Raw genomic sequence first — 24,838 nt, forward strand, 5'->3', positions numbered from 1 at the left:
AACAGAGGTGAATAGTATGCTCTGTAAAGAGATCATGGAAAAAATAGAAAATGTATATCCAAAGGATGCGGCGCTCTCCTGGGATAATGTCGGACTTCTTGCCGGAAGAGACGATAAAGAAGTCCGTAAAATCTACGTTGCGCTGGATGCGACAGATGAAGTGGTGGAGGATGTGATCTGTCAGAAAGCAGATATGCTTGTAACACATCATCCGTTGATTTTTGGCGGTATGAAACAGATCAACAACCGGGATTTTATCGGCAGACGTCTGTTACAGCTGCTCGGTAATGATATTTCTTATTATGCAATGCATACAAATTACGATGTATGCAGGATGGCTGAGCTTGCAGGCAATCTTCTGGGGCTCAATGATACAGAAGTACTGGATGTTACCGGAATGCGCATACAGCCGGAAACAGGTGAGGAGTATCCGGAAGGCATTGGTGAGATTGGCAGCTGGCAGAAACCGGTAACTTTAAAAGAATGCTGTGATAAAGTAAAGAAAGCATATGGGGTTCCGCAAGTGAAAGTATTTGGTGATCTTGCTCAACAGGTATCGCGGATCGCTCTCTGTCCGGGTTCCGGAAAAAGCGTGATCACACAGTCGCTGGCAAAAAAAGCGGATGTATTGATTACCGGAGATATCGGTCATCACGAGGGGATTGATGCAGTTGCACAGGAACTTGCAATCATTGATGCAGGACATTATGGTGTGGAACACATTTTTATAGAAGATATGAAGAATTATCTGCAGGAAGCGTTTCCGCAGACAGCGGTTATAAGTGCTGCCATCCATCATCCGTTTACGGTGGTATAGGAATGGCAGATGTTGCACAGACATTTTCGGACAGATGCAAAGAAAGGATGATGTGAAATGTATCAGGTAAAAATCCATGACGAGATCAGACAGTATGAAGCCGGAACAACCTATCTGGAGATCGCAAAAGAATATCAGAAAGAATATTCCCATGATATCGTACTTGTCACGGTTGATGGTAAATTACAGGAACTTCACAAGAAAGTAAACAGAGACTGTACACTTAACTTTGAGACAACAGCATGTGATAGTGGGCACAAAACATACAAAAGAAGCATGAGCCTTTTGCTTGTCAAAGCAATTTACGATGTAGCAGAACACGAGAATGTTGATAAAGTCCGGATCCACTATTCCGTCAGTAAGGGATATTATTGTACAATTGAAGGCAATGTTGTACTGGATCAGCAGTTCCTGGATCAGGTAGAAGCACGGATGCATCAGATGGTAGAGGCAGATCTTCCAATCAATAAGAAATCTGTAAATACCGATGATGCGATTGCGACATTTGCCAGATACGGTATGCATGATAAGGAGAAATTGTTTGCGTACCGCAGGGTTTCCAAAGTAAATATCTACAGCATTAATGAATTTGAAGACTATTATTATGGATATATGGTTCCGAGCACCGGGTATTTAAAATACTTTAAATTGTATCTTTATGATGACGGATTTGTGCTCCAGATGCCGGAACAGAAGGAACCGGAAATTGTTCCGCCATTTGAGCCGCAGAACAAATTATTCCATGTATTAAAAGAATCCACAAGTTGGGGTGATATGCAGGGGATTGAGACTGTTGGTGCACTGAATGACAGGATTACCAAAGGTGATGTGCGGGAGACAGTACTCGTCCAGGAAGCATTACAGGAGAAAAAAATTGCGGAAATAGCTGCAACGATCGCTGCCAGACCGGAATTAAAATTTATCCTGATTGCCGGTCCGTCATCATCCGGAAAGACAACATTTTCCCATCGACTGTCAGTACAGCTTCGTGCCTGTGGTCTGGTGCCGCATCCGATCGCGGTAGATAATTATTTTGTAGAACGGGAAGAGAATCCGGTGGACGAGAACGGAGATTTTGATTTTGAATGTCTGGAAGCAGTAGATGTGGAGTTATTTAACAGACAACTGGGAGATCTGCTTGCAGGAAAGGAAGTTGTTCTTCCAAGGTTTAATTTTGTGACCGGACATAAGGAATACGGATCGGACGTGAAGAAGCTGGGAAAAAATGATGTTCTCGTCATCGAAGGAATCCACTGCCTGAATCCGAAACTGACGCAGAGTCTTCCGGATGAAAATAAATTCAAGATCTATATCAGTGCACTGACACAGCTGAATATTGATGAACATAACCGGATTCCGACAACAGACGGACGTCTGCTCCGGAGAATTGTCCGGGATGCAAGAACAAGAGGCGCTTCGGTTGCGCGGACAATCAATATGTGGTCATCTGTAAGAAAAGGGGAAGAGAAGAATATTTTCCCATATCAGGAAGAAGCGGATGTGATGTTCAATTCGGCGTTGATTTATGAACTTGCTGTATTGAAACCATATGTGGAAGCACTTCTGTTCGGAGTGGACAGAAAAGCACCGGAATATGTAGAAGCAAAACGATTGTTAAAATTCCTGGATTATTTTGTGGGAATCGGAAGTGAAAACGTTCCAACGAACTCCCTACTGCGGGAATTCATTGGAGGTGGATGTTTTCAAATTTAATTCTTGAACATATGATTTGAGATAATTGCTGTGATAATTTAGGAACGGTAGAATTTGATGAGGCTGTCCAGTCGGGAACTCATGTTGCGCATGAGCAGATCCAGTACTGTGACAGCCGTCATTGCTTCTACGACAACGACAGCGCGGGGAACAATGACAGGATCGTGGCGCCCGGTAATCTCAATTGTAGTATCTGTAAGCTCCTGACAGTCTGTTCTCATGACGGTATCCTGTGGCTGGGAGATAGATGGCGTTGGCTTGACTGCTGCCCGCAGTATGATCGGACTGCCGTCGCTCATACCTCCGAGTGTACCGCCAGAGTGATTTGTTACTTTGGTAAGCTTACCAGCGTCAAGACGGAAAGAATCGTTGTTGTTACTTCCAAGTGCGGCAGCAGCCTGGAAACCGTCGCCAATCTCCACACCTTTGACTGCACCGATGGACATAACCGCACTGCAAAGTGCAGCGTCCAGTTTATGAAATACGGGCTCTCCGATACCGGCAGGTACACCAGTGATCACACATTCGATCATGCCGCCTGAGGAGTCCTGCTTTCTGATACATTCAGCAAGGTAGTCAGAAGCCCTGGCTGCGTAATCGTTATTTGGCATATAGAGTGCATTTTCTGTAATCTGATCGTAATGATATTCATTTTCCGGAATGACAATATCTCCGATGGAACGGGTATAAGCTGTAATGGTGATACCGAGTTGTCTTAATATCTTTGCGGCGATTGCTCCGGCTGCAACACGTCCGATCGTTTCGCGACCGGAAGAACGTCCGCCACCACGGTGGTCGCGAAAACCGTACTTGGCATCAAAAGTGTAATCTGCATGTCCCGGACGATAGCAGTCTTTGATCTTGCCATAATCTCTGGAACGCTGGTCTGTATTCTCGACCATGATGGAAATTGGCGTTCCGGTTGTATGACCTTCAAAAACGCCAGATAAAATACGTGCTTTATCGGACTCTTTTCTTGCAGTTGTAAAGCGGCTCTGTCCCGGTTTTCTGCGATCGAGATAGATTTGAATATCTTCTTCATCTAAAGAAAGTCCCGCAGGACATCCGTCTATAACAACCCCGATTGCGGCACCGTGTGACTCGCCCCAGGTTGTGATTGTAAATAAATTTCCTAAAGTTGAACCTGCCATAGTTGTTCTCCATTTCTTCTATAATATGTAGTCTTTGAAATTATTCGGTATGTAAAACGATACAACTTATTATATAGGAAGCAGAAGAAAAGCGCAACGGATGAATAAGGGCGGATATTCAAAAATTCTTCATATTTTCCTTAAAATTTAGTCTGTACTTTTATGGATATGCATATTATAATGGGACATGTGAATAAAAAAGGAGTAAGCGCTTATGAGTAAGAATGACAAAAGAGCCGATGAGATTATCGAAGAAACAATGCGGGAATTATATGGTGATCTTCATAAGTCTGAGATCCGTGATTCAATAGATGAAGATGATTTCGATGAAGATGGATTCGAAGAATTTGATGAAGATGATGAAGATGATTATGAAGAAATCAGCCACAGAAAAGCAAAGAAAACTCATGCGGCAGGTTATGATGAAGAACCGGATTATGAGGACTTTGAGGACTTTGAGGGTGAAGAAGGCGAGGTAGAGTCGGACGCAGTAAAAGAGGCATCAAAAGCATACAAGAAACGCAAACGTAAGAAAAAAGCAGGAAAAGTGATCGGAACTATCGTGGGGATCCTCGCAGTAGTTTATATCGGAATTGCACTTTATTTTGGAAGCCATTTTATGTTCTATACGAAGATCAATGGCAACGATGTTGCGCTTAAGAGTGTAAGCCAGGTGGAGAGCAAGTTAAAGAAAGATGTCGGAGATTATGTACTTACATTGAAAGAAGCTGACGGAAGTACAGAAGAGATTGACGGATCAGACATTTCCCTGGAGTATGTGCAGTCTGATGAACTTGCAAAATGTGTAAAACAGCAGAACAATTTCCTGTGGATCACATCACTTTGGAATCATCCGCAGATTGAGGCTTCAGTTGGTGTAAAATACGACAAAGAAGCACTGGCAGATGAGATCAGTGGTTTGAATTGTATGGATAAGAAGAACCAGACTAAATCAAAAAATGCATATCCGAAATTCATGGATACCCGATTTGAGATTGCACCGGAAGTTATCGGCACAGAGATTGATGAAGATGCGTTCAATAAAGCAATTAAGGAAGCATTAGACGGATTCCAGTCAGAACTGGATCTTACAAAAGAGGGATGCTATATTAAGCCGGATTATACTAAAGACTCACAGGAAGTCAAAGATGCTGCTGAGAAGATGAACAGCTATCTCGGAGCAAAGGTTACATATGATTTTAGTCCGAAGACAGAAGTCGTAGATTCTACTGTTATTTCACAATGGGTGAAAGTAAACAAGAAGATGAAAGTGAAGTTTGACAAAGATGCGGTGAAGAAGTATATTCAGAGTCTTGCGTCCAAATATAATACCAGGGGAAAGACACGCACTTTCAAAACCGCAACCGGAAACACAGTCAAAGTGGATGGCGGAGATTATGGCTGGTGCATAGCGCAGGACAGCGAATACAAAGAGCTGACAAAGAATATCAAAAAAGGTGAGACAGTCACCCGTGAACCGAAATATTTAAGTAAAGCAGCATCCCATGATACGATGGATATGGGAGATACTTATGCAGAGGTAGACTTAACGAATCAGAGAGCATACTTTATTAAGAAGGGTAAAGTTGTGCTCAGCACAGATGTTGTAACCGGTAATCCGAACAAAGGCAATGCAACACCGCCGGGCGTGTATTCTCTGACATATAAAACAAAGAATGCAACACTTCGTGGTGAGAGAAGACCGGATGGTACTTATTCCTATGAGACGCCGGTTAAATACTGGATGCCTTTCAATGGAGGAATTGGATTCCATGATGCTTCATGGCAGCCGACTTTCGGAGGAAGCCGTTATAAATCACACGGTTCCCATGGTTGTGTCAATTTACCGCCATCAGTTGCACCGAAGATGTATGAACTGGTATACAAAGATGTGCCGGTTGTATGTCATAATTAGAAAAGTGCTGCTGGCAGCAATTAAGGAATAAAGAGATAATAAGCAGTAAATGATGAAAATCACAGAAAGCAATGAGGATAAGATCATGTATGAATTAATTAAAAAAGATGGTCTTGCCAAAAGAGGAAGATTGCATACAGTGCACGGTGTTATAGAGACACCTGTATTTATGAATGTGGGAACGGCAGCCGCGATCAAGGGCGCAGTTTCCACAGATGACCTCCAGCAGATCAAGACGCAGGTGGAACTTTCAAATACGTATCATCTCCATGTACGTCCGGGAGATGAAGTTGTGAAAAAGCTGGGCGGTCTTCATAAATTTATGACCTGGGATAAGCCAATCCTTACAGATTCCGGCGGGTTTCAGGTTTTTTCTCTGGCAGGACTCAGAAGAATCAAAGAAGAAGGAGTTTATTTCAACTCCCATATAGACGGGCACAAGATTTTTATGGGACCGGAGGAAAGTATGCAGATTCAGTCTAATCTTGCGTCTACAATAGCAATGGCATTTGATGAATGTCCGTCGAGTATTGCAAAAAGAGATTATATGGAAAAATCGGTTGACCGGACAACCAGATGGCTGAAACGCTGTAAGGCAGAGATGAACCGTCTGAACAGTCTTCCGGATACGATCAATAAGCAGCAGATGCTTTTTGGAATTAACCAGGGTGGCGTCTATGAAGATATCCGTATCCGCCATGCACAGGAGATTGCACAACTTGATCTGGATGGTTATGCGATCGGCGGACTTGCGGTCGGAGAAACACATGAAGAGATGTACCGGATTCTGGATGCGGTTGTACCGCATCTGCCTGAGAACAAACCGACGTATCTGATGGGAGTCGGCACACCGGCAAACATTCTGGAGGCGGTTGACCGTGGAGTAGACTTCTTTGACTGTGTATATCCAAGCCGTAACGGAAGACATGGACATGTCTATACGAATCATGGAAAACTGAATCTTTTTAATGCCAGATTTGAACTGGATGATAAGCCGATCGAGGAAGGATGCCAGTGTCCGGCATGCCGTTCCTATTCCAGAGCGTATATCAGACATTTGCTGAAAGCAAAAGAGATGCTCGGCATGCGGCTCTGCGTGCTTCACAATCTGTATTTCTATAATACGATGATGGAAGAAATACGGGATGCTATAGAAGCGGGAAGATATAAGGAATATAAGAAATGGAAACTGGACGCAGTTTCGGGGAATAATTCGTAAAATTTCTATGAAATTGTGGGAAATAGCTTGCTAGAGCCTGCATTATTGTGTATGATAGCAATAGTGTTTAAAAATATTAGGAGGAAGAAATATGTTTACATTAGCAGCACAGAGTTCACCGGTAAACGGGATTGTTTTAGTTTTAATATATGCATTGATCTTTGGTGGATTCTGGTTTTTATTCATCAGACCACAGAAGAAAGAACAGAAGAGAGTACAGGCTATGATCGCAGAGATGGAAGTTGGAGATACAGTACTTACATCAAGCGGTTTTTACGGTGTGATCATCGACATCAGTGATGATGATCTGATCGTGGAATTCGGTAACAATAAGAATTGCCGTATCCCGATGCAGAAAGCAGCAATTGCACAGGTCGAGAAAGCATCTGCTGAATAAGAGATATAATTGAAGAAGATATCAGAAAGGGATGTCCGTAGAGGGCGTCCTTTTTTATATATTCCTGATATTAGCATATTGCATGCACCTATATAGATATAGAAAAACTATATAAAAAAGACCAGTTTTGTACGTGCGAAAATACATTGTAAGGCGCGAAAACAGGCAAAATTGCACAAAATCATGTACAAGCGTTGTAATGAGAACGATTATCAAAAATATGCTTGCTATTTTATTCACAAGATGATATACTTTGCAACGAAAAACAGAAAACGAAGGATGAAAGGAGTATGTGCGATGACACAGCGTGAACAGTGGGAAGGCTTCTCCGGAGAGAACTGGAGACATTCCATAGACGTAAGAGATTTTATTCAGGAAAACTACACACCATATGAGGGAGATGAGTCCTTCCTGGAAGGTCCTACAGAAGCAACCAACACATTATGGGAAAAGCTTCAGGAACTGCAGAAAGAAGAACGTGCCAAAGGCGGAGTCCTTGATATGGAGACAGAAGTTGTATCCGGACTTACAGCTTATGGACCGGGATACATCAGTGAGGAAACAAAGGATCTTGAAAAAGTAGTTGGTCTTCAGACAGACAAACCGCTTAAGAGAGCGTTTATGCCATATGGTGGTATTAAGATGGCTGAGCAGGCATGTACAACTTACGGATATCAGCCAAGCGAAAAGCTGCATGAGATTTTCACAAAATATCATAAAACACACAACCAGGGAGTATTTGATATCTATACACCGGAGATGAAAAAAGCAAGACATAACAAGATCATCACAGGTCTTCCGGATACTTACGGAAGAGGACGTATCGTAGGTGATTACCGTCGTGTTGCATTGTATGGTGTCGATTTCCTTATTGAAAAGAAACAGTATGATTTTGAGCGTTATGCAAGACATGGTATGAAAGGAACAGATTTCCGTCTCCGTGAAGAGCTTGCAGATCAGATCAAAGCGTTGAAAGAGATGAAGGAAATGGCTGCTGCTTACGGATTTGATATTTCAGAGCCGGCAAAAGATGCAAAAGAAGCAGCACAGTGGCTGTATTTCGGATACCTTGCAGCAATCAAGACTCAGAACGGAGCTGCAATGAGTGTCGGACGTATTTCTACATTCCTTGATATTTATATTGAAAGAGACTTAAAAGCCGGAAAACTGACAGAGAAAGAAGCTCAGGAACTGATCGACCATATGGTAATGAAGTTCCGTATGGTTAAATTTGCAAGAATCCCATCTTACAACGAGCTGTTCTCAGGAGATCCGACATGGGCAACACTGGAAGTAGCTGGTCTTGGACAGGATGGACGTTCTATGGTAACAAAGAATGATTATCGCTTCCTGCACACATTGAAGAACATGGGACCGTCACCGGAGCCAAACCTTACAGTATTATATTCTTCAAGACTGCCAGAGAACTTTAAGAAGTTTGCAGCTTTGATTTCCGTAGAGACAAGCTCAATCCAGTATGAGAACGATGATGTTATGCGTCCGGTATGGGGCGATGACTATTCAATCTGCTGCTGCGTATCGGCAACAGAGACAGGTAAAGAGATGCAGTTCTTCGGAGCACGTGCAAACCTTGCTAAGTGTCTGTTATACGCAATCAACGGTGGCATTGATGAGAAGAACAAAGTTCAGGTAGGACCTGCTTACCGACCAATCACATCGGAATATCTTGACTTCGATGAGGTGATGGAAAGATATGACGAGATGATGGAGTGGTTAAGCAAGCTGTATGTTGATACACTGAACATGATCCACTATATGCATGACAAATATTACTATGAGTCAGCACAGATGGCACTGATCGATACAGATGTAAAACGTTCTTTCGCAACTGGTATTGCAGGATTCTCTCATGTAGTAGATTCCCTTTGCGCTATCAAATATGCAAAGGTTAAACCAATCCGTGACGAAGACGGAATTACAACTGACTTTGAGATCGAGGGAGACTTCCCAAGATATGGTAACGATGATGACCGTGCAGATGACATGGCAATCTGGCTTCTGAAGACATTTATGCACAAGCTGAACAAATGCCACACTTACAGAAATTCTGTACCGACGACATCTATCCTTACAATTACTTCTAACGTTGTATATGGTAAAGCAACAGGATCTCTTCCGGATGGAAGAAAAGGTGGCGAGCCGTTATCACCAGGTGCTAACCCGTCATACGGCGCAGAGAAGAGCGGTTTGTTAGCTTCACTGAACTCCGTAGCTAAACTTCCATATGAGCTGGCGCTGGATGGTATTTCCAATACACAGACAATCAGTCCGAGCGCACTTGGACACAGCGATGATGAAAGAAAAGAAAACCTTGTACATGTTATGGATGGATACTTTGACCGCGGAGCACATCATCTGAATGTCAATGTATTTGGTGTAGACAAACTGCGTGATGCTATGGAACATCCGGAGAAACCGGAATACGCAAACTTTACAATCCGTGTATCCGGATACGCTGTTAAGTTCATTGACCTGACACGTGAGCAGCAGTTAGACGTAATCGCAAGAACATGCCACGAGCAGATGTAGTCTGAACATTTGATTTGAAAAATACTAAAGGAGCAAAACAATGATGAAAGGATATATCCATTCTCTGGAAAGTTTTGGCTCCGTTGACGGACCGGGTGTACGGTATGTGATCTTTTTATCTGGATGCGCAATGCGCTGTCAGTTCTGTCACAATCCGGACACTTGGAATATGCAGGCAGGAACGCCTTACACAGCAGATGAACTGCTTGAAAAAGCATTGAGATACCGCTCTTACTGGGGAAGTAAGGGCGGTATTACCGTCAGTGGAGGAGAACCACTTCTGCAGATTGATTTTCTGCTGGAGCTGTTTACAAAAGCGAAAGAAAAAGGAGTTCACACAACTTTAGATACCTGTGGTAATCCATTTACAAGAGAAGAACCATTCTTTTCTAAATTTGAAAAGCTGATGGAAGTAACAGATCTTGTAATGTTAGATATTAAGCATATGGATGAGGAGCAGCATGTGCTTCTGACCGGACAGAAGAATGACAACATTCTTGATATGGCAAAATACCTGTCGGATACAGGTAAATCTATGTGGATTCGTCATGTACTGGTACCGGAAAGAAGTGACAGGGACGACTATTTATGGAAACTGCATGATTTCATAGAGAAACTTGATCATGTAGAACGTGTGGAAGTGCTTCCATATCATACGCTGGGAGTATACAAGTGGAAAGAACTTGGTATCCCTTACGGACTGGAAGGCATCGAACCTCCGACGCAGGAAAGAATTCAGAATGCGAATGAGATTCTGAAGACTGCAAAATATTTATGATGCCAGGGACAAAAGCCAAAAAATCACAATGTGCTTGCACATGAGTGGTTTTTTGGCTTTTTCCCTTAATATCATATTTATAAAAGTATATGAAAATACTGGAATGTGCCAAGGCACTTTCTTTTTTTGCGACGAGGAAAATGCTGTGACAAATGGCAGCTATGGAGCTATCCGGGAAAACATGATATAATAAGAAGAAAAATGATAAGGGAGGATTTGGATATGGTGAATTATTCGGAAGATCCAAACAGACAGTATCATATACAGGTCGCACCCGGTGAAGTTGGAAAGTATGTTATTCTTCCGGGAGATCCAAAACGCTGTAAGAAGATTGCAGAACATCTGGATGATGCAAAACTGGTTGCAGACAGCCGGGAGTTTGTAACTTATACCGGAACACTGAACGGAGTAAAGGTCAGTGTCACATCTACCGGAATTGGAGGTCCTTCGGCGGCAATTGCTCTGGAGGAATTAGTAAAGGCAGGAGCAGATACATTCATCCGTGTCGGTACAAGCGGAGGAATTGATCTTTCCGTAAAAAGCGGAGATCTGGTTATTGCAACCGGAGCAGTCCGCATGGAAGGAACAAGTAAAGAATATGCGCCGATAGAATATCCTGCTGTAGCAGATATAGAAGTCGTGAATGCATTAATCGGAGCGGCGAAGGAGATGTGCGTTCCCTATCATGCCGGGGTAGTGGAAAGTAAAGATTCCTTTTACGGACAGCATACACCGGAGAGCAAACCAGTAAGCTATGAGCTGCTGAACAAATGGGAAGCATGGAAGAGAATGGGGTGCCTTGCGTCTGAGATGGAATCTGCTGCATTATATATAGTAGGAAGTTATCTTCGCGTGCGGATAGGAACCGTGCTTTTGGTGATGGCAAACCAGGAACGCGCAAAAGAAGGTCTGGACAATCCGGTAGTTCATGATACGGAACTTCCAATAAAAACTGCGATTGAGGCAATCCGTAGCCTGATAAGAGAAGATCGGAAAAAACAGAAAATATAAGGAAGGAGCGACAGATGGACAGTATACAACAACTGATCAGAGAAGCTTTTTCTGCGCTTGAATATGCCTATGTACCGTATTCGGGATTTAAAGTCGGTGCGGCGCTTCTTACAGAGAGTGGAAAAATCTACACCGGATGTAATATTGAAAATGCCGCATATACGCCAAGCAACTGTGCGGAGAGAACGGCATTTTTCAAAGCGGTCAGTGAAGGAGAACGACATTTTACAAAGATCTGTATTGTGAATGAAGATACAAAAGGTATGCATACTTATTGCCCGCCATGCGGAGTGTGCAGACAGGTGATGCAGGAGTTCGCAGATCCTGATAAATTAGAGATTATTCTGGCAAAAAGTCAGGATGAATATGTAACTTACAGCCTGAAAGAATTATTGCCACTTGGTTTCGGCGCAGACAATTTGTAATTTTAGCGTATTAAAGTCTTGAAAGCTGTAAGAAAATAAGATATTATAGGATGTATATTATTTATATTAACAGAGCGCACTCTGTTTTAAGTGATATAACATTCGAAAGATTTTGCCGGTGGCAGGTTCTTATAGATACGTGAGTGCGTTGAAAGATATATTTACACAGGAAGGAAGAGCGATTATGAATTTAAATATTGGTGTGATCAAAGGGGATGGAATCGGACCGGAGATTGTAACAGAAGCAATGAAGGTTCTCGACAAAGTTGCAGATGTTTACGGACATACATGCAATTACACACAGCTTCTGATGGGTGGAGCTTCTATTGATGTACACGGAGTACCGCTTACGAGTGAGACAGTTGCACAAGCAAAAGCAAGTGATGCAGTGCTGATGGGATCCATCGGAGGAGATGCAAAGACTTCACCTTGGTATCAGTTAGAGCCGTCCAAGAGACCGGAAGCAGGACTTTTAAAGATTCGTAAAGAACTGAATTTATTTGCTAACTTAAGACCGGCGATTCTTTATGATGAACTGAAAGGCGCATGCCCATTAAAAGAAGAAATCACAGAAGGCGGATTTGATCTGATGATCATGCGTGAACTGACAGGAGGTCTCTATTTCGGTGAGAGAAAGACCATAGAAGAAGACGGCGTGATAACTGCGCACGATTCACTTACATATAATGAAAATGAGATCCGCAGAATTGCAAAGCGTGGTTTTGACATCGCTATGAAGCGCAGAAAGAAGGTAACAAGTGTAGACAAAGCAAACGTACTTGATTCTTCCAGATTGTGGAGAAAAGTTGTAGAAGAAGTTGCAAAGGATTATCCGGAAGTAACACTGGAACATATGCTCGTTGACAACTGTGCAATGCAGCTTGTCAGAGATCCGAAACAGTTTGATGTAGTTCTTACAGAGAACATGTTTGGAGATATTTTATCTGATGAAGCAAGTATGGTAACCGGTTCCATCGGAATGCTGGCAAGTGCGAGCCTTAATGAAACCAAATTTGGCCTGTACGAGCCAAGCGGCGGTTCTGCGCCGGATATTGCAGGAAAAGGAATCGCAAACCCGATCGCAACAATTTTATCTGCGGCAATGATGTTAAGATTCAGCTTCGATCTGGATAAAGAAGCAGATGCAATTGAGAATGCGGTTGAAAAAGTATTAAAAGAAGGATATCGTACGATTGATATCATGTCAGAAGGAAAGACACAGGTTGGAACTGAGAAAATGGGAGACCTGATCGCAGGATATATCGAATAGGAATGTCAATAAGGTTACAGGAGGCAAAGAAACATGAGAAGTGATACAGTAACAAAAGGAAAACAGCAAGCACCGCATCGTTCATTATTTAATGCACTTGGTCTTACACAGGAAGAGATGGAAAGACCACTGGTCGGGATCGTAAGTTCATATAATGAGATTGTGCCGGGACATATGAATCTGGACAAAATCGTTAATGCGGTAAAACAGGGAGTTTCCATGGCAGGTGGAACACCGATTGTATTTCCGGCAATCGCTGTGTGTGACGGAATTGCAATGGGACATATCGGAATGAAATATTCCCTTGTAACAAGAGATCTGATCGCAGATTCTACGGAAGCAATGGCAATGGCACATCAGTTTGATGCACTGGTTATGGTGCCGAACTGCGATAAGAATGTACCGGGACTTCTGATGGCAGCGGCAAGAATTAATGTGCCGACAGTATTTGTAAGTGGCGGTCCTATGCTTGCAGGTCATGTAAAAGGACAAAAGAGAAGTTTGTCCAGCATGTTTGAGGCGGTTGGAGCCAATGCAGCAGGAACAATGACAGATGAAGATCTGTGTGAATTTGAAAATAAAGTATGTCCGACATGTGGATCCTGTTCCGGAATGTATACAGCGAACAGCATGAATTGTCTGACAGAAGTGCTTGGAATGGGACTCCGCGGTAACGGAACAATCCCGGCCGTATATTCTGAGAGAATCCGCCTTGCAAAACATGCAGGTATGAAAGTTATGGAGATGCTTGAGAAGAATATCCGCCCAAGAGATATTATGACAAAAGAAGCAATCTTAAATGCATTGACTGTAGATATGGCACTGGGATGTTCTACAAACAGTATGCTGCATCTGCCGGCAATCGCTCATGAGATCGGTATGGATTTTGAAATCGATTTTGCAAATGGCATTAGCGAGAAGACACCGAACCTCTGCCATCTGGCACCGGCAGGCCCGACTTACATGGAAGACCTGAATGAAGCCGGCGGTGTATATGCAGTTATGAACGAGCTGAATAAAAAAGGCTTACTGCATACAGAGTGTATGACGGTTACAGGTAAAACCGTCGGAGAAAATATTAAAGAAGCAGTCAACAAAAATCCGGAAGTTATCCGTCCAATCGACAATCCATATACACCAACAGGCGGACTTGCAGTATTGAAAGGTAATCTTGCACCGGACGGAAGTGTTGTAAAACGCTCCGCAGTTGTAGATGAGATGCTGGTACATGAAGGACCGGCAAGAGTATTTGAATGCGAAGAAGACGCAATCGCAGCAATCAAGGGTGGCAAGATTGTAAAAGGTGATGTAGTTGTAATCCGCTATGAAGGACCGAAAGGTGGACCGGGTATGCGTGAGATGCTGAACCCGACTTCTGCAATCGCAGGAATGGGACTTGGTTCCAGTGTTGCCTTAATTACAGACGGACGTTTCAGTGGAGCATCCAGAGGAGCATCCATCGGACATGTTTCACCGGAAGCCGCAGTTGGCGGACCGATTGCGTTAGTTGAAGAAGGAGATATTATTAAGATTGATATTCCGAAACTGAAACTGGAACTGGATGTATCTGATGAAGAACTGGCTAAGAGAAAAGCAGCATGGACACCGAGAGAGCCGAAAGTTACAACCGGTTATCTGGCAAGATATGCTTCTATGGTAACATCCGGAAACAGAGGAGCTATTCTGGAAGTTCCAAAACAGTCATAAGACAAGACATAAGAGAGTAAGGTTACAGAACAGGAGAAAGATAGGTATGCAGTTGACAGGATCAGAGATCGTCATCGAATGTCTGAAAGAGCAGGGCGTAGATACTGTTTTCGGATATCCGGGAGGCGCAATTTTAAATGTCTATGATGAATTATATAAACACAGTGATGAGATTACTCATATCCTGACTTCCCACGAACAGGGCGCAGCACATGCAGCGGATGGATATGCGAGAGCAACCGGTAAAGTTGGTGTATGTTTCGCCACCAGCGGACCGGGTGCTACGAATCTTGTGACAGGAATCGCTACCGCATACATGGATTCTATTCCGGTAGTAGCGATCACCTGTAATGTAGGAGTGTCACTTCTTGGAAAAGACAGTTTTCAGGAAATTGACATTACCGGTATTACAATGCCGATCACAAAGCATAATTATATTGTAAAAGATGTGGCCAATCTGGCTGACACGATCCGTAAAGCGTTCGTGATCGCCAAATCCGGAAGACCGGGACCGGTCCTTATTGATATTCCGAAAGATGTTACAGCAAATAAGACAGAATATATAAAAGAGGAGATCAAACCGGTAGAACCATCTGATAAGATTTCAGAAGAAGAACTAGCGGAAGCATTGGAATTAATTAAAAAATCTAAGAAACCGTACATATTTGTAGGTGGAGGAGCTGTCCTTTCCGAAGCAAGTGAAGAATTATATACATTTGCGAAGAAAGTAGATGCGCCAGTAACGGATTCCCTTATGGGAAAAGGTGCATTTCCAGGAAACGATCCGGCATATACAGGAATGCTTGGAATGCATGGAACAAAAGCATCCAACTACGGAGTCAGCGAGTGTGATCTTTTGATCGTAGTGGGTGCAAGATTTAGTGACCGTGTAACAGGAAATGCAAAGAAATTTGCAAAGAATGCAAAAATCTTACAGTTTGATGTGGACGCAGCAGAGATGAACAAAAACGTGCTGATCACAGAAGGTGTAGTTGGAGATATCAAAGTAATTCTTGAAAAAATAAATGCAAAATTAGAGCAGCAGAGTCATCCGGAATGGATGAAGAAAATTATGGATTACAAAGAAAAATATCCACTGACTTATCATCCGGAAGCGCTTACAGGTCCGTTCATTGTAGAGGAGATTTACCGCCAGACAAATGGTGAAGCAATCATTTCCACAGAAGTTGGACAGCATCAGATGTGGGCAGCACAGTATTACAAATATACGAAGCCAAGAACACTGCTGACATCCGGCGGACTTGGAACGATGGGATATGGACTTGGAGCTGCTCTTGGAGCTAAGACCGGAAGACCGGATAAGACTGTTGTCAACATTGCAGGAGACGGATGTTTCCGTATGAATATGAATGAGATTGCGACAGCAACCCGACATAACATTCCGGTGATTCAGGTTGTTATCAACAACCATGTACTTGGTATGGTACGCCAGTGGCAGAATCTGTTTTATGGACAGCGTTATTCAGCAACTGTACTGAATGATGCAGTAGATTTTGTAAAACTGGCAGAAGCAATGGGTGCCAAAGGTGTCCGCGTAACAACACAGGCGGAATTTAAAGAGGCGTTCAAAGAAGCGTTAGCATCAGGGAAACCTGTTGTGATAGACTGTCAGATCGATCAGGATGATAAAGTATGGCCGATGGTAGCACCTGGAGCTGCGATCAGCGAAGCTTTTGACGAGAACGATCTGGAAACAAAATAACATATAAATTAGCTAGATGGAGGAACGACTATGAAAAGAGTGTACAATTTTTCGGCAGGACCGGCAGTTTTGCCGGAAGAGGTATTAAAAGAAGCAGCAGACGAGATGTTGGATTACAATGGAACCGGCATGTCGGTAATGGAAATGAGTCATCGTTCGCAGTCGTTCCAAGAAATTATTGACACTGCAGAAGCGGATATTAGAGAACTGATGAACATTCCGGATAACTATAAAGTGCTCTTTTTACAGGGTGGTGCATCACAGCAGTTTGCCATGATCCCGATGAACCTGATGAAGAACAGAGTGGCAGATTATATTATTACCGGACAGTGGGCAAAAAAAGCCGCAGCAGAAGCAGAAAAATACGGAAAAGTAAACCGTATCGCATCTTCTGCTGATAAAACATTTTCTTATATCCCAGATTGCAGTGATCTCCCGGTTTCTGAAGATGCAGACTATGTATATATTTGTGAAAATAATACGATTTATGGAACAAAATACAAAACATTACCGAATACAAAGGGCAAGACGCTGATAGCAGATGTATCTTCCTGCTTCCTGTCCGAACCGGTAGATGTAAGCAAATATGGTGTGATCTATGGCGGTGTCCAGAAGAACATTGGACCTGCAGGAGTAGTGATTGTGATCATCCGTGAAGATCTGATCACAGAAGATGTACTGCCGGGTACACCGACAATGCTGACTTACAAGACACAGGCAGATGCAAAATCTCTGTATAACACACCACCGGCTTATGGCATTTATATTTGCGGAAAAGTATTTAAATGGCTGAAAAAACAGGGCGGTCTGGCTGCCATGAAAGAGCGTAATGAAAAGAAAGCAAAGATCCTGTATGATTATCTGGATCAGAGTAAACTGTTCAAAGGAACAGTTGTAAAAGAAGATCGTTCTCTGATGAATGTTCCTTTTGTTACAGGAGATGAAGAACTGGATGCGAAATTTGTAAAAGAAGCAAAAGCTGCAGGACTGGAGAATCTGAAAGGACATCGTACAGTCGGAGGTATGCGTGCAAGTATATACAATGCAATGCCGATTGAAGGCGTAGAAGCATTAGTTGCATTTATGAAGAAATTTGAAGAGGAGAATCTGTAGTATGTATAAATATCATTGCCTGAATCCAATCTCTCAGGTGGGGCTGGATCAGTTAACAGAAGAATATACACCTGTAAACGAGGCGAAAGAAGCAGATGCGATTCTGGTCAGAAGCGCTGTTATGCATGAGATGGAATTTTCAAAAGATCTGAAAGCAGTGGCAAGAGCCGGAGCCGGCGTGAATAACATTCCATTGGAGCGATGCGCAGAAGAAGGTATTGTTGTATTTAATACACCGGGTGCAAACGCAAACGGAGTTAAAGAACTGGTGCTGGCAGGCATGCTGCTCGCATCCAGAGATATCATTGGCGGTATTGGCTGGGTACAGGAAAATGAAGAAGACGGCAATATTGCCAAAGACGCAGAAAAGGCGAAGAAAGCATTTGCAGGCTGTGAGCTGGAAGGAAAGAAACTTGGAGTGATCGGTCTTGGAGCAATCGGAGTTCTGGTTGCCAATGCAGCGACACACCTTGGCATGGATGTGTATGGATATGATCCGTATGTGTCTGTTGATTCTGCATGGAGACTTTCCAGAAGTATCCATCATGCTAAGACAGTGGATGAGTTATACAGTGACTGTGATTATATTACGATTCATGTTCCGGCACTGGACAGCACAAAAGGAATGATCGATAAGCATGCGATTAGTCTGATGAAAGACGGAGTAGTAATACTGAATTTTGCAAGAAATATTCTTGTAGATGAAGAAGCAATGGTAGATGCACTTGTATCCGGACATGTGAAACATTACGTGACAGATTTCCCGACACCTACAGTGACAGGAGTAAAAGGTGCAATTGTTATCCCGCATCTGGGAGCATCTACAGAAGAAGCAGAAGACAACTGTGCAGTAATGGCAGCAAAACAGCTGAAAGATTATCTGGAAAATGGAAATATAAAAAATTCTGTCAATTATCCGGACTGTGATATGGGCATTCGTGGAGAGAATACGAGATTATTGCTTCTGCACCACAATGTACCGAATATGATCGGCCAGTTTACAACGATTTTGGCAAAAGATAATATGAATATTGCAGATCTTACAAATAAGAGTAAAGGTAAATATGCATATACAATGATCGACATTGATTCACCGGTGCCGGCAGGTGTTGTAGAAGAATTAAAAGAGGTAGGAGAGGTACTCCGGGTTCGTATTCTGGCTTAAAATTATAGGACAGATGATGCAATCCCCTTGATTTTCAGTAATTGGAATTCAAGGGGATTTTTGTAACAATCTTAAAGGATTCTTAATAAAAAAGTAATATTACTTTCATTGCGAATTATGTCGAAGAAGAGTATACTGAATAAGTGTTGAAAAAGATTATGGAATGAGGGGGAATACGAATGAGTGGCACAAGGCATCAATATGGAATTAAGCAACATGAGCAGAGACGAAAAAGGGATCGGCAGATGCGCTGTCTGATTACAATTGTCGCAGTATGTATCGTATTAATTCTTGCATATATGATAGCCGGAGTTCTTCGTAAAAAAGCTGTACTGACACTGCAATTTGAGAATGTTGCAATATTGCAGGGAGAAGATGTTCCAACATTGAAGGCGAAGGTAAAAGTTGAGAAGGATGATGGACCTACGTTGGACAAGAAAAGCAAATATACATCAAAGGATTTTATCAGAGATCTGGAAAAGGGAAAAGGCTATAAGATTATCTGTAAAGTTGATCCGAAGACAGAGGGAAGTTATAAAGCAACAATTAAGCTGAGTGAGTCCTTACAGAAGAAGCTGGATGATGACTGGAGTAAGAAAATACAGCTTACAGTCAAGGACGGAAAAGTCCGTGTAAAGAATAAAGTCGGACGGTGGGAGAAGAATAAATTTAAACGTTACGATGGTACTTATGTCAAATCTGATTTTGTTGTATCCCGTGGTGATACTTATTATTTTGATGAGAATGGCAAGATGGCAACTGGCTGGCATACAATTAAGAGTACAACATATCATTTCAATAAAAAAGGAATCATGCAGACCGGCTGGCAGAAGAATGGCTCGGATAAGTATTATATGACGAAGTCCGGAGGAGCAGTAACCGGCTGGCAGAAGATTGGAAAGAATACATATTATTTTGAAAATGATGGAAAGATGGTAACCGGCGAAGTGAATATTGGTCTGTCTGTCTGCAAATTTGACAAAAAAGGTAATCTGATTTCTAAAAAAGCGGGAAAAGTTGATCCGAAGAAACCTATGGTAGCGCTTACATTTGATGATGGCCCGGGACCAAGAACGCTGGAGTTGTTGAAGGCATTGGAGAAGTACAACGCACATGCAACATTCTTTATGGTCGGACAGAATGTTTCTATTCATAAAGATGCATTGAAGAAGATGAAAGAGATTGGTTGTGAGTTGGGAAATCATTCTTATAATCATGCGAATCTTTCAAAACAGGATGCCAAGGGCCTGAAGGATCAGGTAGATAAGACCAATGATCTGATAAAAGGAATAGTCGGAAGAGGAGCAACTGTGCTTCGACCTCCATATGGAGCAATCGGTGGTGTTATGCATGAGAAGGTTAAGATGCCGATGATTCTGTGGAATATTGATACTTTAGACTGGAAGACAAGAAATGCGCAGAAGACGATTGAAACGGTTATGAACAATGTAGGAGATGGTGATATCGTCCTGATGCATGATATTCATACAGAAAGTGTGGATGCTGCATTGAAACTGATCCCGAAACTGGAAAAAGAGGGCTATCAACTTGTGACAATTTCTGAGATGGCAGAAGCCAAAGGTCAGAAGCTGGAGAATGGTGTGAAGTATTGTGACTTTACGGCAAAGACACTAAGCAAAGCAAAAGAAAATCAGGAATCAGAAGAATAGAAGTTATAAATAAAAAGGAAAGATGATTCGCAGAGTATGCAAGTCATCTTTCTTTTTTTGCTGTTATTGTATTAGTATAAATTGCCGATAACAGATTCTCCCAGGTATTATAATAATTTGGAAGAATTGTTATCATCATTTTATAATCTATGTAAGAATTAAATAATATGTCTGGCAGCAAGATCAGTGTTATGTCTGTCGAGCAGTTTGTGAATCTTATCTGTCGGAACGAGTACGGAACTCATTGTGATATCATGATTCAGAGAATCGATGATCAGCGCAATGAATTTACTCATATCGGCAACGACGAAATAAGGCTTCTCAAGTGCAGCCGGTGGAAGATAAGTAAGGTTTGTTGTAATTACGCGGTCGATATACCCTGCTTCATAATATTCATCAAACTTCTCAAAGCCTTCTGTAAATAAGCCGAAAGATGTGCAGACAAATACACGGCTGGCGCCACGCTCTTTGATCTGTTTTGCAACGTCTAACATACTCTCACCGGAAGAAATCATATCATCAATGATGATAATGTTCTTGCCCTTGATATCTGTACCGAGAAATTCGTGGGCAACGATCGGGTTTTTCCCATTTACGATGGTAGAATAATCACGGCGTTTGTAGAACATTCCCATATCTACACCAAGTACGTTTGAAAAATAAACGGCACGATGCATTGCACCTTCATCCGGGCTTACGATCATCAGATGATCTTTGTCTACAATCAGATCCGGTTCAGCGCGGAGCAGTGCTTTCATAAACTGATACGGTGGGTTGAAACTGTCAAATCCGTGTAATGGAATTGAATTCTGAACACGTGGATCATGAGCATCGAAAGTGATGATATTGCTGACACCCATATCGATCAGTTCCTGAAGTGCGAGTGCACAGTCCAGAGATTCTCGTTTGGTACGTTTATGCTGTCTGCTCTCATACAGAAATGGCATGATTACATTCACACGGTGTGCTTTTCCGTTTGCAGCAGAAATGATTCGTTTCAGATCCTGATAATGATCATCCGGTGACATATGGTTCAAATGACCACTTACAGTATAGGTTAAACTGTAGTTGCAGACGTCAACCATTACAAAAAGATCTTTTCCACGGATGGATTCACCAAGAAGTCCCTTGGATTCACCAGTGCCGAAACGTGGACAGTCACAGTCAATCAGATAGTTGTCGGTACTGTACGCACGGAATAAAGGAGAAGTGTGATTCTCTGTCAATGTGTTCTGGCGAAAAGAAACAATATAATCATTTACTTTCTTTCCGAGATCAATACAACTTGCATGTGCGGCAATCTTTAACGGTGCTATCGGTAAAGAGGATTCCATTAATTTTATGTTTGGCATAATAATCTCCTTAAGTATATTTTTTCGCTTATAGCTCTTATTTATTTATACCACTATTTATAGGAACAGGTCAATCTTTCCAAATGACTATTTTTCCTCTTCTTGTCAATTCTGTCTATGTAAGTTATAATAATATAGTTAAAGAGAAAGGAAACAGGGCGTATATATGAAACATGTACACATTGTTGATAAAGTTCTTCCGGGAAGTATCGCAGAAGAACTGGAAATTGAAAAAGGAGACAGGCTGATTTCGATCAACGGACAGGAGATCGGGGATGTTTTTGACTATCATTTTCTGGTAAATGATGACTTTCTGACGGTGCTCATTGAAAAGTCGACGGGAGAACAGTGGGAACTGGAGATTGAGAAAGATTACGAGGATGATCTGGGAATTGAGTTTGGACAGGGACTGATGGATGAATATCGTTCCTGCAGGAATAAATGTATGTTTTGCTTTATTGATCAGATGCCGAAGGGGATGCGCGAGACATTATATTTTAAAGATGATGATTCTAGACTGTCTTTTTTACAGGGGAATTATATCACCCTGACGAATATGAGTGATGATGATGTGGACCGTATCATACGGTATCATCTGGAGCCGATCAATATATCCTTTCATACGACGAACCCGGAACTTCGCTGTAAGATGCTGCATAACCGGTTTGCAGGTGAAGCACTTAAGAAGATCGACCGGCTGTATGAAGGTGGAATTACGATGAACGGTCAGATCGTATTGTGTAAAGGTGTGAACGATGGCGAGGAGCTGGAGAGGAGCATACGTGACATGATGAAGTATCTTCCGTGTCTTCAGAGCGTGTCGGTTGTACCGGTTGGGCTTACGAAATACAGAGAAGGACTGTATCCGCTGGAATCATTCACGAAGGAAGATGCGAAAGAAGTGCTGTCCATTATCCATAAATGGCAGAAAAAGGCATATGATGAATTTGGTTATCATTTCATTCATGCCGGAGATGAATGGTATATTCTCGCTGAAGAAGAGATGCCGGAAGAGGAACGCTATGATGGTTATCTGCAACTGGAGAACGGTGTTGGCATGATGCGGCTTTTACAGAATGAATTTGCAGAAGAATATGCCGGGCTGGAGGGGGATGACACAGAACGTGAAGTGTCAATTGCGACAGGAGTGCTGGCGTATCCATTGATTTGTAGGATGGCATCGGCGATTGAAAAGAAATACACAAAGACAAAGATCCATGTCTATGGTATACGCAATGATTTCTTTGGAGAGAAGATTACCGTGTCAGGGTTGATTACCGGAAGAGATCTGATCAGCCAGCTTACGGATCAGCCGCTTGGAACATGTCTGCTTCTTCCATGTAATATGGTGCGTATACAGGAGCAGGATTTTCTGGACGATCTGACAAGAGATCAGGTAGAAGAGGCTTTACAAGTAAAGACAGATATTGTAAAATCAAGCGGGCGAGATTTTATAGAAGCCGTTTTGAAACACGAAAAAGAATAACAGATAACAAAAGATTCATAAAGATATAAAGTATAGGAGATAAAAGATGAGTAAACCAGTAGTGGCTATCGTAGGAAGGCCGAATGTAGGAAAGTCAACGCTTTTCAATGTGCTGGCAGGCGAGAAGATATCGATTGTAAAAGATACTCCGGGAGTAACAAGAGATCGTATTTATGCAGACACCAGCTGGCTTGACAGAGACTTTACATTAATCGATACCGGTGGTATTGAACCAGAGAGCAGGGATATTATTATTTCACAGATGAGAGAGCAGGCGCAGATCGCAATTGATACTGCGGATGTGATCATTTTCATTACAGATGTAAGACAGGGACTGGTGGATGCCGATTCGAAAGTAGCAGATATGCTCAGACGTTCCGGTAAACCGGTCGTGCTTGTTGTCAATAAAGTGGACAGTTTTCAGAAATTCATGGCAGATGTATATGAGTTTTATAATCTGGGAATCGGTGATCCACATCCGATTTCTGCATCTTCACGTCTCGGGATCGGCGATATGTTAGATGCTGTGATCAAGTATTTTCCGAAACATACCGGGGAAGAGGAAGAGGATGAACGTCCACGCGTGGCAATCGTCGGCAAGCCGAATGTTGGAAAATCTTCGATCATCAACAAGCTGGTCGGAGAAGACCGTGTAATTGTATCAGATATTGCCGGTACAACAAGAGATGCAATTGATACGAACATTATTCATAATGGAAAAGAATATGTATTTATCGATACAGCAGGACTCCGCCGCAAGAATAAGATCAAAGAAGAACTGGAACGTTACAGTATTATCCGTACAGTAACTGCGGTGGAACGTGCAGATGTGGTGCTGATCGTGATCGATGCAGAAGAAGGCGTGACAGAACAGGATGCGAAGATTGCCGGGATCGCACATGAGAGAGGAAAAGGCATCATTATTGTTGTGAACAAATGGGATGCAATTGAGAAGAATGATAAGACAATGCGTGAGTATGAGAATGAAGTTCGAAGAATTCTTTCATTTATGCCTTATGCAGAGATTATGTATGTGTCTGCAAAGACGGGGCAGAGACTTCCGAAATTATTCGATATGATCGACATGGTGATCGAGAATCAGACACTTCGTGTTGCTACAGGTGTCCTGAATGAGATCATGTCAGAGGCGGTTGCCATGCAGCAGCCACCGTCAGACAAAGGAAAACGTCTGAAGCTTTACTATATTACGCAGGTTGCGGTTAAGCCGCCGAGTTTTGTCATCTTTGTAAATGACAAAGAGCTAATGCATTTTTCATATACCAGATATCTGGAGAATAAGATCAGGGAAGCTTTTGGCTTTAAGGGAACTTCACTGAAGTTTTTTATTCGAGAGCGAAAGGAGAAAGACCGTTAGT

At 42.4% G+C, this 24,838-nt stretch carries 19 protein-coding genes; 17 read left to right on the plus strand and 2 right to left on the minus strand.

Going from position 1 to position 24,838, the window contains the following annotated elements; translation table 11 throughout:
• The first annotated feature begins 16 nt into the window (after nucleotides 1-16).
• Both DWY31_RS00205 and DWY31_RS00210 read left to right on the plus strand, forming a co-directional pair.
• The gene (locus DWY31_RS00205) at nucleotides 17-817 is read left to right on the plus strand and encodes a Nif3-like dinuclear metal center hexameric protein (protein ID WP_021860696.1); all 801 of its coding nucleotides are present in this window, start codon (nucleotides 17-19) and stop codon (nucleotides 815-817) included.
• Nucleotides 818-874: 57 nt separating this feature from the next.
• The gene (locus DWY31_RS00210) at nucleotides 875-2,530 is read left to right on the plus strand and encodes a nucleoside kinase (protein WP_118519229.1); all 1,656 of its coding nucleotides are present in this window, start codon (nucleotides 875-877) and stop codon (nucleotides 2,528-2,530) included.
• Nucleotides 2,531-2,568: 38 nt separating this feature from the next.
• On the opposite strand, the gene aroC is transcribed toward DWY31_RS00210, so the two are convergent.
• The gene (gene aroC / locus DWY31_RS00215; protein WP_118519230.1) at nucleotides 2,569-3,681 is read right to left on the minus strand and encodes a chorismate synthase; all 1,113 of its coding nucleotides are present in this window, start codon (nucleotides 3,679-3,681) and stop codon (nucleotides 2,569-2,571) included.
• 214 nt (nucleotides 3,682-3,895) lie between these two features.
• Between aroC and DWY31_RS00220 the strand changes: the two genes are divergently transcribed.
• The 13 genes from DWY31_RS00220 (at nucleotide 3,896) to DWY31_RS00280 (ending at nucleotide 20,624) form a co-directional block, all read left to right on the plus strand.
• The gene (locus tag DWY31_RS00220) at nucleotides 3,896-5,596 is read left to right on the plus strand and encodes a L,D-transpeptidase family protein (protein ID WP_118519231.1); all 1,701 of its coding nucleotides are present in this window, start codon (nucleotides 3,896-3,898) and stop codon (nucleotides 5,594-5,596) included.
• A gap of 85 nt (nucleotides 5,597-5,681) precedes the next feature.
• Nucleotides 5,682-6,815: a tRNA guanosine(34) transglycosylase Tgt gene (gene tgt / locus DWY31_RS00225; RefSeq protein ID WP_117537419.1), complete on the plus strand. Its 1,134-nt coding sequence runs from the start codon at nucleotides 5,682-5,684 to the stop codon at nucleotides 6,813-6,815.
• A gap of 91 nt (nucleotides 6,816-6,906) precedes the next feature.
• On the plus strand, nucleotides 6,907-7,212 hold the full coding sequence (gene yajC, locus DWY31_RS00230) for a preprotein translocase subunit YajC (protein WP_021860691.1): 306 nt from the start codon (nucleotides 6,907-6,909) through the stop codon (nucleotides 7,210-7,212).
• 297 nt (nucleotides 7,213-7,509) lie between these two features.
• Nucleotides 7,510-9,762, plus strand: coding sequence for a formate C-acetyltransferase (pflB, locus tag DWY31_RS00235; RefSeq protein ID WP_117537326.1), 2,253 nt, complete (start codon nucleotides 7,510-7,512; stop codon nucleotides 9,760-9,762).
• Between the two features lie 43 nt (nucleotides 9,763-9,805).
• Entirely contained in the window at nucleotides 9,806-10,540 is a 735-nt protein-coding gene (gene pflA / locus DWY31_RS00240; RefSeq protein WP_199671904.1) for a pyruvate formate-lyase-activating protein, read from the plus strand.
• A 222-nt stretch (nucleotides 10,541-10,762) separates the two neighbouring features.
• Entirely contained in the window at nucleotides 10,763-11,551 is a 789-nt protein-coding gene (udp, locus tag DWY31_RS00245) for a uridine phosphorylase (RefSeq protein ID WP_118519233.1), read from the plus strand.
• Nucleotides 11,552-11,565: 14 nt separating this feature from the next.
• Entirely contained in the window at nucleotides 11,566-11,976 is a 411-nt protein-coding gene (gene cdd / locus DWY31_RS00250) for a cytidine deaminase (protein WP_117537324.1), read from the plus strand.
• Between the two features lie 184 nt (nucleotides 11,977-12,160).
• Nucleotides 12,161-13,246 (plus strand): 3-isopropylmalate dehydrogenase, encoded by a 1,086-nt coding sequence (leuB, locus tag DWY31_RS00255; RefSeq protein ID WP_021860686.1) that lies wholly within the window; start codon nucleotides 12,161-12,163, stop codon nucleotides 13,244-13,246.
• Nucleotides 13,247-13,279: 33 nt separating this feature from the next.
• Nucleotides 13,280-14,953 (plus strand): dihydroxy-acid dehydratase, encoded by a 1,674-nt coding sequence (gene ilvD / locus DWY31_RS00260; RefSeq protein ID WP_118519234.1) that lies wholly within the window; start codon nucleotides 13,280-13,282, stop codon nucleotides 14,951-14,953.
• 46 nt (nucleotides 14,954-14,999) lie between these two features.
• On the plus strand, nucleotides 15,000-16,676 hold the full coding sequence (gene ilvB / locus DWY31_RS00265; RefSeq protein WP_118519235.1) for a biosynthetic-type acetolactate synthase large subunit: 1,677 nt from the start codon (nucleotides 15,000-15,002) through the stop codon (nucleotides 16,674-16,676).
• Nucleotides 16,677-16,706: 30 nt separating this feature from the next.
• Nucleotides 16,707-17,789 carry a 3-phosphoserine/phosphohydroxythreonine transaminase gene (gene serC / locus DWY31_RS00270; protein WP_021860683.1) on the plus strand — a complete coding sequence of 361 codons (1,083 nt, stop codon included), beginning with the start codon at nucleotides 16,707-16,709 and terminating at the stop codon, nucleotides 17,787-17,789.
• A gap of 1 nt (nucleotide 17,790) precedes the next feature.
• Nucleotides 17,791-18,954 carry a phosphoglycerate dehydrogenase gene (locus tag DWY31_RS00275; protein ID WP_118519236.1) on the plus strand — a complete coding sequence of 388 codons (1,164 nt, stop codon included), beginning with the start codon at nucleotides 17,791-17,793 and terminating at the stop codon, nucleotides 18,952-18,954.
• A gap of 179 nt (nucleotides 18,955-19,133) precedes the next feature.
• Complete coding sequence (locus DWY31_RS00280) at nucleotides 19,134-20,624, plus strand: polysaccharide deacetylase family protein (RefSeq protein WP_118519237.1); 1,491 nt, start codon at nucleotides 19,134-19,136, stop codon at nucleotides 20,622-20,624.
• A 158-nt stretch (nucleotides 20,625-20,782) separates the two neighbouring features.
• Here the strand turns inward: DWY31_RS00280 and DWY31_RS00285 are convergent, their stop codons facing one another.
• Nucleotides 20,783-21,976, minus strand: a complete 1,194-nt coding sequence (locus DWY31_RS00285) for a ribose-phosphate pyrophosphokinase (protein ID WP_118519238.1) — start codon at nucleotides 21,974-21,976, stop codon at nucleotides 20,783-20,785.
• A 166-nt stretch (nucleotides 21,977-22,142) separates the two neighbouring features.
• Between DWY31_RS00285 and DWY31_RS00290 the strand changes: the two genes are divergently transcribed.
• Together DWY31_RS00290 and der are read left to right on the plus strand one after the other, a co-directional pair.
• Nucleotides 22,143-23,462, plus strand: a complete 1,320-nt coding sequence (locus tag DWY31_RS00290; RefSeq protein ID WP_118519239.1) for a DUF512 domain-containing protein — start codon at nucleotides 22,143-22,145, stop codon at nucleotides 23,460-23,462.
• A 46-nt stretch (nucleotides 23,463-23,508) separates the two neighbouring features.
• A complete protein-coding gene (der, locus tag DWY31_RS00295) occupies nucleotides 23,509-24,837 on the plus strand; it encodes a ribosome biogenesis GTPase Der (RefSeq protein WP_118519240.1) in 1,329 nt (442 codons plus the stop codon).
• Nucleotide 24,838 lies beyond the last annotated feature (1 nt).

The sequence above is a fragment of the Dorea sp. AF24-7LB genome (assembly GCF_003478575.1).
GTDB lineage: Bacteria > Bacillota > Clostridia > Lachnospirales > Lachnospiraceae > Dorea_D > Dorea_D hominis.